Origin of the sequence: Halovenus aranensis (assembly GCF_900100385.1) — an archaeon.
Taxonomy (GTDB): domain Archaea; phylum Halobacteriota; class Halobacteria; order Halobacteriales; family Haloarculaceae; genus Halovenus; species Halovenus aranensis.
Genome location: NZ_FNFC01000029.1, coordinates 1 through 9,780 on the forward strand (window position 1 = coordinate 1; position 9,780 = coordinate 9,780).

At 49.8% G+C, this 9,780-nt stretch carries 11 protein-coding genes; 2 read left to right on the top strand and 9 right to left on the bottom strand.

The features are described 5' to 3' along the window. The 5 genes from BLR34_RS15995 to BLR34_RS16015 all read right to left on the bottom strand — a co-directional run. A partial coding sequence (locus tag BLR34_RS15995; RefSeq protein WP_143414200.1) for an IS1/IS1595 family N-terminal zinc-binding domain-containing protein occupies window positions 1-504 on the bottom strand: 504 nt, incomplete at its 3' end. A 125-nt stretch (window positions 505-629) separates the two neighbouring features. Continuing rightward, the gene (locus BLR34_RS16000) at window positions 630-1,514 is read right to left on the bottom strand and encodes an IS1595 family transposase (protein ID WP_092704842.1); all 885 of its coding nucleotides are present in this window, start codon (window positions 1,512-1,514) and stop codon (window positions 630-632) included. Window positions 1,515-1,624: 110 nt separating this feature from the next. Continuing rightward, window positions 1,625-3,157, bottom strand: coding sequence for a flippase (locus tag BLR34_RS16005; protein WP_092704844.1), 1,533 nt, complete (start codon window positions 3,155-3,157; stop codon window positions 1,625-1,627). A 2-nt stretch (window positions 3,158-3,159) separates the two neighbouring features. Then, window positions 3,160-4,587: a sulfatase gene (locus BLR34_RS16010; protein WP_092704845.1), complete on the bottom strand. Its 1,428-nt coding sequence runs from the start codon at window positions 4,585-4,587 to the stop codon at window positions 3,160-3,162. Window positions 4,588-4,640: 53 nt separating this feature from the next. Then, complete coding sequence (locus BLR34_RS16015; RefSeq protein WP_092704847.1) at window positions 4,641-5,555, bottom strand: NAD-dependent epimerase/dehydratase family protein; 915 nt, start codon at window positions 5,553-5,555, stop codon at window positions 4,641-4,643. 287 nt (window positions 5,556-5,842) lie between these two features. Here BLR34_RS16015 and galU point away from each other — a divergent pair, with 287 nt between their 5' ends. Both galU and BLR34_RS16025 read left to right on the top strand, forming a co-directional pair. Continuing rightward, window positions 5,843-6,709 (top strand): UTP--glucose-1-phosphate uridylyltransferase GalU, encoded by an 867-nt coding sequence (galU, locus tag BLR34_RS16020; RefSeq protein ID WP_092704848.1) that lies wholly within the window; start codon window positions 5,843-5,845, stop codon window positions 6,707-6,709. After that, complete coding sequence (locus BLR34_RS16025; RefSeq protein ID WP_092704850.1) at window positions 6,706-7,638, top strand: UDP-glucuronic acid decarboxylase family protein; 933 nt, start codon at window positions 6,706-6,708, stop codon at window positions 7,636-7,638. The genes galU and BLR34_RS16025 overlap by 4 nt, the downstream gene beginning before the upstream one ends. Before the next feature lie 221 nt (window positions 7,639-7,859). Here the strand turns inward: BLR34_RS16025 and BLR34_RS16030 are convergent, their stop codons facing one another. The 4 genes from BLR34_RS16030 to BLR34_RS16040 all read right to left on the bottom strand — a co-directional run bounded on the left by BLR34_RS16030 (window position 7,860) and on the right by BLR34_RS16040 (window position 9,652). Beyond that, a complete protein-coding gene (locus BLR34_RS16030) occupies window positions 7,860-8,228 on the bottom strand; it encodes a nucleotidyltransferase family protein (protein ID WP_092704852.1) in 369 nt (122 codons plus the stop codon). Between the two features lie 152 nt (window positions 8,229-8,380). Next, window positions 8,381-8,500, bottom strand: coding sequence for a 2-C-methyl-D-erythritol 4-phosphate cytidylyltransferase (locus BLR34_RS17675; RefSeq protein WP_143414201.1), 120 nt, complete (start codon window positions 8,498-8,500; stop codon window positions 8,381-8,383). A gap of 113 nt (window positions 8,501-8,613) precedes the next feature. Then, window positions 8,614-9,141, bottom strand: a complete 528-nt coding sequence (locus tag BLR34_RS16035) for a metal-dependent hydrolase (protein WP_368086107.1) — start codon at window positions 9,139-9,141, stop codon at window positions 8,614-8,616. Further along, window positions 9,125-9,652 carry an OB-like fold-containing membrane protein gene (locus tag BLR34_RS16040; protein WP_143414202.1) on the bottom strand — a complete coding sequence of 176 codons (528 nt, stop codon included), beginning with the start codon at window positions 9,650-9,652 and terminating at the stop codon, window positions 9,125-9,127. Before BLR34_RS16040 ends, BLR34_RS16035 begins: the two co-directional genes overlap by 17 nt. Window positions 9,653-9,780: the final 128 nt, after the last annotated feature.

Genomic DNA, 9,780 nt, shown 5'->3' on the forward strand with positions numbered 1-9,780 from the left:
GAGGATAAACACGGGCGGCTTGTCTTCATGATACGTTCCACGGCCGCGCGTGGACAGGCCACGCGAGCGCGACAGGCAGTCGCGCTCGCGGCCCTTCTTCCCTGCGTTGACGTACAGTTCGTCGATCTCTACTGGTCCCTCGAGTTGTGGCCGAGGCGCGTCCAGCGCCCGTAGGAAGCGCTGGACGCGCCGGTACACTGTCTTGTAGGAGACGGCGAGTTCGGCATCCAGTTGCCGAATGCTCGTGTTCAGCCGGATGTAGGTGTAGACGGCGAGATACCACTTCCTGAGCGGTATTGCCGAGTGTTCGAAGACCGTGCCGGTCTTATCGTTGAACGTCCGGCCGCAATTCTTACAGCGATACCGTTGAAACACCCGATAGCTGCCGTACCGAATCACGGATTCGGCACGGCAGCGCGGGCAATAGATGCCGTCACGCCAGCGAATCTGTGCCAGCAGATTCGCGGCCCGACGCTCCGAGACGAACGTCTTCAATGGGAACATTGTTCGTCGGGTGACGTGTCTGCGTCACCCTTGCCTGCTGTGACTTCCAGCTACTACGCCAGTTCACCAACAATCCTCTACAGAAGAGCGAGGAATTCGCTCTTGTGGCGGAGATTGTTGGTGACTCATAGCGCAGTTTCGAGGATCGTTTTCAGCGCTTCTTTTCTCGGTTTTCGATACACTTGCCGACGAAGTTGGAATGCTCCGAGATACGGCGTGAGCTTGTCCTTGGAGACGCCTCGATGGGGCGAGAGCCACCGTCGCGCCAGTGACGCGTGGCTCTCGCAGGTGTTGACGTGCACCTCGTCGTCAACGTATTCACCGTCGCCGTGGACGACGTATTCGCGGTCGAATGCGTCGTCGTCTTCAATCGGTTCGTACGCTCGAAAGCCGTCGGTATAGACCCTGATCGACTCCTGTTTGCGGTCGGCCAACAGGAATCGAATCGTCGATTCGTCCGCGGCTTTCGCCAGGATCACGTACCGCTGTCCAGTGCCACGATCCGCGAGAATAAACACAGGTGGCTTGTCGCCGTCGTACGAACCACGTCCACGCGTGGCCAGGCCACGCGAGCGCGACGGCTGGTCGCGCTCGCGGCCTTTCTCTCCGGCAGAGACGTACACTTCGTCGATTTCCACTGGGCCAACGAGGTCAAGGGAAGGCGCATCGAGCGCGCTGGCGAAGCGCTCGATGCGCCGGTGAATCGTCTTGTGTGTCACCTCGATTTCGCACTGTAATTGCCGGAGACTCGTGTTAAACCGGAGAAACGCGTAGATTGAGAACAACCACCGACGGAGTGCAATCTTCGAGTGAGCGAAAATCGTGCCAGTCTTGTCGTTGAACGTGCGGTCGCAATTCTTACAGAGATACCGTTGAGCCTCTCCATAGCTGCCGTTTCTGACCGTCCGGTCAGAACGGCAGCGAGGACAAGGCACACCGTCACGCCAGCGAACCTGCTGCAACAGGTCCGCTGCGACCGATTCCGACCCAAACACATCTAGCGGAATCATTCGTGTCGGGCACCGCTGCCGCGGTGCCCTTGTCCTCTTCGACTTCGCAGCTACCGCTCAGCAGTATCAACAATCTCCTACGGATGAGCGTTGTACGAAAGCTTCCAACTTCAGGGAATAAAACTTCTAATAAATGGAATCTTTAGTCCAGTTTTGGATTCGAAAACCTCAACTAGAATAATATCATTTTCTTCTAGACAATTAAATAAAACAACGACTGCTACAGTCAATACCGATGAAATAATTCCGATATATAACGGTGCAAAGATCTTCATTGTGAATAGATGAGTGAACGCAAATACTGGTATGAGAACAAGTACTGTGAGTGTAATAATTGTTCTCTTCATTGTCTGTGAAACAGGGTATATACCTTTTTTGATGGATAAGACTGCAACCATTACAAAATTCAATAAGACAAAGGAGGTACCAGAGGCAAATGCTGCTCCTTCAATACCCAGTTGTGGGATCAAAATAATATTTAATAGTATATTGACTATGAATGCTACAAAACTCGAATACAGAACATATTTTTGTAACCCTATCGCAGCTAGAACTTCATGATTTCTACCACCGATCGCACGAGCAAAGAATCCAACAGTTATGATTATTAATGCGGTGGATGCAGCGGTAAAATTTGAACCAAATAATAGATGTAATATTTGGCCAGGAACTGTAATTATTGTCACAAATAATGGGAACGTGAATACCACTATCCATTTTGTAGTCATCTTATAAATACTATCTATGTTTTCTGTTTTGTCTTCAGAGTCCAGTCTAGAGGTCATTGGGAGAAAAATAAATCCAAAGGCAGATAGAATAAGAATCATCATGTTTGAAATGGGATATGCAGCACTATAGAGACCTACCTCATAAGAATCTACAAAGTAACCCAACATTATAGTATCAGTCTTGACAAGTAATTGAAACAATAATGACGCAAAAACAAGAGGGAGCGAAAATTTTATAAGTTCAACACTTTCATAATTAACATCACCATACAGTGGCATGAGTCGGTTTAACAAAATATGTGCAAAAATAAAGCCTAAGATACAAGCAATCAAATACGCATAACCAACTGCAAGTATATTCATTCCGAGAAAAAGAAAAAACATTAATAATATTATTCGGCCAATTGGATATATAATATCCTTCACATATGTTCGATAAACTGTATTTTCAAAACCACGTATACCACCAATACCGATCCGCATACCGACAAAGAAAGGAAGAGATAATAGAAATAACCCGAGTAATCCTTTAGCGTTTTCTGTATCCATCAAATTTGATGTGAATAACTCTATATCATGCAAAAACAGCATCATCACTACCCCAGAAATAAGAAGGGAGAAAACAAGACCAGTGAACCACACTCCGCGCATATCCTCTATTTTATCGTATCTAGACATATATCGAGGGACACCCTGCGCCAAGCCAAACAGGGCGATCATTGAACTGAGATTAAGTATTGCAAGTGCAATGTTTACATCTCCATAAAGGCCTGGATCAAGAAATCGAGCGATAGTTATTCGTTCGGCAAGCCCAGAAAATGAAGAAATGAGAATCCCAATAAAAACAAATATAGCACTTTCGATAGCTGATGATAAATCGTCCTTTATTTCTTCGTTCTTTACTTCTCCAGCCATATTCAAAGATATCCAAGTTCCTTTAGATTTTCTCTAATGTCTTTATCAGTGTCATAATCTGCCGTCATTGATGGCAGAGTAGAAAGGTTACTCTCAATTGCTTGTTTGAATTTATCTATCTCTTCTTTCGACTCGTGGATTAGGTTCTTTTTTTCAGATTGATTTTCATATAAGTTATAGAATTCATCATCTCCTCCAGATACTTTGATGTATTTCTGATCAAGAGTTCGACAACATTGAAGACCATGATAGAGTTCTTCATATACTTCTTGTGAGACTTGATTTGAGTATTTTTTAATTAAATCCATAGCACCTACTGGTTCACCATATTCAGAAAAAATAAATTCTCGTTCCTGATCACCGAGTGGTGGTAGTATGGTCCCATCAAATTTGTCTACTTTACTGGACGTCAATAATTGATAGATAGTTGGATAAAGATCTGTGAGAGACACTAACTTATTAACCGTTGTGTTTGAATATTTTTGATTCGGATACTTTACTATTAATGGCACATGAATGAGTTCATCGTAGACACTGAAATGATGATATACCCGTGAGTTTTCCCCAAAATGTTCTCCATGATCTGCTGTGATAATAATTAATGTATCATCATATGCTCCTATTTTTTTCAGATATTCAACTACTTCTTCAATCTTTGCGTCAGCCCGAGCTATTGCTGCATCGTACCAATCCTTTAGCACCGTCCATTCCTCCTCTGTAACGCTGGTTTCTCCTGATAGATACTGATACAATCCGTTTTCAGAAAGATAGTTTATTTTTTTCATGTCAATGTCCTCATAATCAATGGATTTAAATTCCTGTTTGAATTTTTGGGGTGGATTATATGGGTTGTGTGCGCACAAAAAGTTTGTAAATCCAAAAAATGGCTCGTTCTTTCTATTATATTCATTCATTCGCTTTTTCAAAATTGAAGCCTGAAATTCATGTAGAGCGCCATCTTGTTTAATATGGTTATAAACTAATCGACCCCAGGATTTTATATTCTTCAAATATATTTTAATTATATCGCCAATTTCTTTTGGAAATTCAGGAATTCTATACATTTCAAAGTAATCTGAAAAACCATCTGACAGATCTGTGTGAGCACCTAGTTTTGCTGAAGGTGATATCCCAAATGTATTATATCCGTTTTGATTGAGAAATTCAGCAAGAGTTGGAAAATCCACATTCATTGACATATGGCTGTCCATTAATTTATGATTGGATGGGTATTGGCCAGTGAACATAGATGCATGGGATGGGGGCGTCCAGGGTGCAGCAGAAAAAGCTTGCTTATACTGAACTGCATCTGTGGTAAACTTTTCTAAGTATGGGGTTGTTTCACGACCATATTCATAACAAGATAGATGATCGACTCTGGTCGAATCAAGCACGATTAGAACAATATTTGGATTATTTTGATTCCTCATGTTTTCTCATCCTACTTCAGGATATTATGATAAAGATTGTGACTCAGCCTCAGCTATCTTACCGTTGCTTGTATTTCATCAAGCAATTCCGGCTGATTCTGGAACCAATCAATCGTTCGATCCAACCCGACCTTTAGGTCGACTGTCGGAGTGTAGTCAAGGAGCGTTTCCGCTTTTGAAATCGTTGGTACATATCGAGCAACTTCTCCTGTACGGTCGGGTTCAACACGATATCCCGGACACTGGTTGATTCGAGTTGAGATTAGGTTTGCTAATGTCGTCAACGGTGTTCCTTCTTTGGATCCGATATTGATAGCCTCCCCAGAGAGGGCATACCGGCTATCAATTGCTGTCTTTATAGCTGTCGTCACGTCCTCAATGAAGACGAAATTGAGTATCTTGTTCCGACCGAACACGGTAAGTTCTTCTCCAGCAACAGCGAGCGCAATAAATATCGGAATCACTCGCGCATTTTGTTCGTACGGTCCGTACACGTTCGAAAGACGAAGAGTAACAACGGGCACATCGTAACACTGAACGTATGAGCTACAGAGTGCCTCACACGCAGCCTTACTTGCACCATATGGGTTTTTGAATTCCAGTCCAACCTTATCCTCGGTGGGTCTGATCGCATTCCCATATACCTCACGACTAGAAGCAAAAATCACTGAGGCGTCCGTTTGGCGTGCATGCTCTAGAACTGTTCCAGTCATTTCGACATTTTCGACCGCTTTGGACGGTTCGTCCACCACCGGGGAAACACGAGAGTGAGCTGCCAAATGCACGATAACATCTGTATTCGGAAGATCGGGATTAGCTGTGAGATCTGCATTTCTGATTTCAGTATCAACATCCCAGCGGCTGGATTCCTTGTCTGCACCAATTATATCGTACTTATCTCTCTCCAGGTTTTTTAATAGTGCTGTCCCGATAGTCCCAGATGCACCCGTTACCAACACTGAAGCCATGAACGGACTATCTAGTCACAGAAATTTAAGTGACACGAAACGCGGGGGTATTCTATTGGATTTTCTCACCTGTATTGCTGGCCCGAAGTGGATTCATATTACTACTCTATGCCTATCCCAATTCTGTTCGCAAGCACTCTTCTGTCGAAGATTGTTGGTGAGTTGGGAGTAGTAAACACGACCGTCCCACAATGCTATCCTCAAACCTTGACACCCTCCCCACGACCTGTATCGAACAAATTAATGACAAAACGTATTTGATAGGGGCCGCGATTGTCGGATAGTCCATGGAAGTCAGGAAAGCGGTCATTCCGGCGGCGGGGTTCGGCACGCGGTTCCTGCCGGTGACAAAGGCCCAGCCGAAGGAGATGATGCCGGTGTTAGACAAGCCGACGATTCAATACGTCGTTGAGGAGGCTGTTGAGGCCGGTATCGACGACATCCTCATCATCACGGGCCGTGGTAAGCAGGCGATCGAACGCCACTTCGACAAGTCCTACGAACTCGAAGAAGCCCTAGAAGAGGATGGGAAGCTGGACCGACTTGGTCGTGTTCGAGATATCGCGGATCTCGCGGACATCCACTACGTTCGCCAGAAAGAACGAGATGGATTAGGAGACGCAGTACGGTACGCACGCAAGCACGTGGGCGATGAACCGTTTGCACTCCTGCTTGGGGACACCATCATCGAGAACGGTACGCCGTGCACAGAGACGCTCATCGACGCGGCCGAGGAACATGAGGAGTCCGTGCTCTCGCTGGAGCGTGTCCCGTGGGAGGACGTGCCCGCATACGGCGTCGCAGACGTTGGAAACGGTGCGTCGACGGACGAGAGTTTTCCGGTCGACGACTTCGTCGAGAAGCCTCCACAGGAGGAGGCACCGTCGAACCTCGCCATCACGGGCCGGTACGTGCTGACGCCGGAGATATTCGAGCATCTCGAAAGCATCGAGACGGGTGTCGGCGGCGAACTCCAGTTGACTGACGCCATCCGTGAGCTTGAGAGGGTGCGTGGCGTGGAACTCGATGGCGACCGGTACGACATCGGGAACATCCCCAGTTGGTTGCAGGCGAACGTCGAGATGGCGCTCCGCCATGACGACGGGAAGATGAATGCGGCGGTCGAGAAGCTTCTCAAGGAGCAGTTCGAATGAGCCGAATCCTCGTCACGGGCGCAGCCGGGTTCCTCGGCTCACACCTTACCGACCGGCTGCTCGCCAAGGGCCACGACGTCGTCGGGATGGACAACCGTGTGAGTGGACAAACAGAGAACCTCGACAACGCCTTTGAGCACTCGCGATTCTCGTTCTACGATCACGACGTCACCGAGTTCATTCATGTGTCCGGTGACCTGGACGCTGTCATGCACTTAGCGAGTCTCGCGTCCCCTGTTTTTTATCGCGAGAACCCCATCAAGACCCTGAAAGTCGGTGCCCTCGGCACACACAAGACTCTTGGCCTCGCGAAAGAGAAGGAGGCGACGTACCTGTTCACGTCGACGAGCGAAGTGTACGGCGACCCAGAGGTGAACCCGCAACCGGAGGACTACCGTGGGAACGTCGATCCGTATGGGCCGCGGTCGTGCTACGACGAGTCCAAGCGCTACGGCGAGTCACTCATCCGAGCGTACCGCGATCAACACGGTCTCGACGTCCGCGTCGCCCGGATTTTCAACACCTACGGGCCACGGATGCGCCTCGACGACGGCCGCGTCATCCCGAACTTTGTTCGCCAGGCGTTGACAGGCGAGGACCTGACCGTGTACGGCGACGGCGAGCAGACCCGGGCCTTCTGCTATGTCTCCGACATGATAGATGGCCTGGTCGCGCTGTTAGAGTCTGACATTCAGGAACCGGTCAACATCGGCAATCCTGATGAACGGACGATCAACGAACTCGCGCAGGTCGTAATTGATGTCACCGACAGCGACAGTGGCATCACACATGAGGAACTTCCGCCGCAAGATCCGCAAGTGCGGCGGCCCGACATCTCGAAGGCCCGCTCCGAACTTGGCTGGGAGCCCACCGTCTCACTCCGCGACGGCCTCGCGAAATCCATCGAGTACTTCGAGACACAGCTGTAGGCTAGACTGTGCAGCCATCCTGATACGAGTAGTAAGCATATTACATTGTTCACCATACTCGTTTTTAGACGTATGCCGGTCCAACGCGAGTGTCCGCAGTGCCAATCGGATGGCCCTTTCAGAAAACTAAATGATAGATGGGTCTGCGAGAGATGCCTCCTCGAGGCTGTCAGTGCTCAACCTGAACCAATCGTTCTGCAGACGTCAGATTCGTAGCACTTTCAGTACTGGTGGAAGTTTCTCGGTTTTACCGCATTGAAACGGCTGCACAGCGACAGGAGGTCCGTTCCTACAAAAATCGGCTGTAGATACAGGGCAGCGGCGGCTGAGGCTGTCCGCACGGACGACGAGGCGGCTGTGTGGCTTGGCGCCGATGTCGGCGGGACGTTCACAGACGTCATACTCTCGACGACTCTCCTATCTTCAATCGCCACAGCTCCGGTCCGGCGCGCCTCCTCGGGCGTCACCTCGGTGACGAGTGCGACGCCATCGGCGTCGGTCTCGCGGTACGTTGCAATCACGTCCTGGAGATTCGCGCCGATGGTGTTGTCCCCGTTGAGCAGGAGGAACGTGCCGTTGATGTCCTCCACCGCCTGCAACAGCGCGTGTCGAGCCCGCGTTGCTCCCGCTGCCAGGCGTAGGTCACCGAAAGATCCCCGAACGAGTCACCGTAGTGTTTGGCACTCTCCTCTCCGCGACAACCGACGATCACGACCACCTCTGTGACGGGTAACTCGCGGAGCTACTCCAGGCAGTGAGTCAGAATCGGTTTCCCGGCGACGTCGACGAGTGCCTTCGGTTGACCGGTTGTGCACTGTCGAAGACGGGTTCCCTCGCCGGCGGCGGGTATCACTGCCTGCATACTTTTTCATCTATATCTATCACTGGTAGCGAATTAAACGTCCGGTAAACAACTGTTTAGAACTTGTTCAACTCCGAGTTTCGGCTACACCGCCGTTGCTCCCTCCGACACACCTATCCGTCACCATTCTTGACGGCGTGCTTCGGTGACGTAACCACTCGATCAACTGCCCAGGCCCCAAGGGCAAGCACCGTCGCGACTGCCGCCGGCCAGCGGTCCGAACTCAGATAGAACCCATCGATCACAAATTGTCGCCCGGTGAACGGCCACAACAGGTCTGCGGTAACGCCTGCGGGTTTGTATAACAGGAAATCAAGCGCGTAATGCGAGCCCACTCCTAGCAGCAGGAGGGCAAACACACCACGCCGCAGTCGTTTCGGAACCAGAAGTGAACCAACTGCAATCATCACCAGTGTCCCGCCGGCGCGGTGTAAGGGGGTCCATGAGAACGATAGACTGAGGAGTTCTTCGACCGTACTGTCGGGAAGCACGAGGTCAATTCGGTTCAGGTCCGGGAGCGTTGATCCAACCATCGCCACGGTAACGAGCTGCGGTGAGATCCATGCCCACCGCCAGGAGAGCGCCGTCACGACTACATACCCCACTAGAATGTGCGTGAATAAGTCAGCCATCGTATTCATCACCTGGGTCGTGACGACCAGATCTACCGCGAACGTAGCGGTCGAACAGCGTCCGCTCGCGGGGTTCGAACACGAATTCTTGTGGACGGAATCGCCACTGATTCGCGATCCGGGCCGCAACCAGAATGGCTCCAATGATCGAAATCGTATACATGTACGTGACCTCCCACGGTTTGCGAACAACTGTCCGCTCAGTGTTTGCGCCGATTATCCGTTCGTCGACGAGTTCACCGGTAACTAGGAGAGTCTCTCCAGGCTCGACAGTTGGTACATTTTCGATAGTGAGTTTGATAGTTCTGCCGTCGTCGATCTCGGCTTCAATCACAACTGGATTCGTTTCGACGACAGTGCCAGACGTTTCGACCTGTTCGCCGATGAGAGCAGCCGAGTCATCTGCAATATCATCCGTATCGAACGGCGGTCCATTTGGCTGGCCGACGCCTACACCGTAAAAAACGAACAGCGTCGACAGGACAAAGAGAAGTCCCAGCACGGCACTTGGACGAATCACCGATCGAACCATCTGTTCGGGTGGAACCAATCATCAGTCGATCACATCGGGTTTGAGTGAAAGTGTCTGCTTGGGAAAAGTGTGGAACCTACCCAGGCAGACAACGAGATAGAGGAAGAGCACCTGCT

Excerpts from the sequence above, each read along its gene's own strand:
- BLR34_RS16000 (WP_092704842.1), bottom strand. The coding sequence starts at position 1,514 with ATGATTCCGCTAGATGTGTTTGGGTCGGAATCGGTCGCAGCGGACCTG.
- BLR34_RS17675 (WP_143414201.1), bottom strand. The coding sequence starts at position 8,500 with ATGCAGGCAGTGATACCCGCCGCCGGCGAGGGAACCCGTCTTCGACAG.
- BLR34_RS16025 (WP_092704850.1), top strand. The coding sequence starts at position 6,706 with ATGAGCCGAATCCTCGTCACGGGCGCAGCCGGGTTCCTCGGCTCACAC.
- BLR34_RS16010 (WP_092704845.1), bottom strand. The coding sequence starts at position 4,587 with ATGAGGAATCAAAATAATCCAAATATTGTTCTAATCGTGCTTGATTCG.
- BLR34_RS16015 (WP_092704847.1), bottom strand. The coding sequence starts at position 5,555 with ATGGCTTCAGTGTTGGTAACGGGTGCATCTGGGACTATCGGGACAGCA.
- BLR34_RS16035 (WP_368086107.1), bottom strand. The coding sequence starts at position 9,141 with ATGAATACGATGGCTGACTTATTCACGCACATTCTAGTGGGGTATGTA.
- galU (WP_092704848.1), top strand. The coding sequence starts at position 5,843 with ATGGAAGTCAGGAAAGCGGTCATTCCGGCGGCGGGGTTCGGCACGCGG.
- BLR34_RS16005 (WP_092704844.1), bottom strand. The coding sequence starts at position 3,157 with ATGGCTGGAGAAGTAAAGAACGAAGAAATAAAGGACGATTTATCATCA.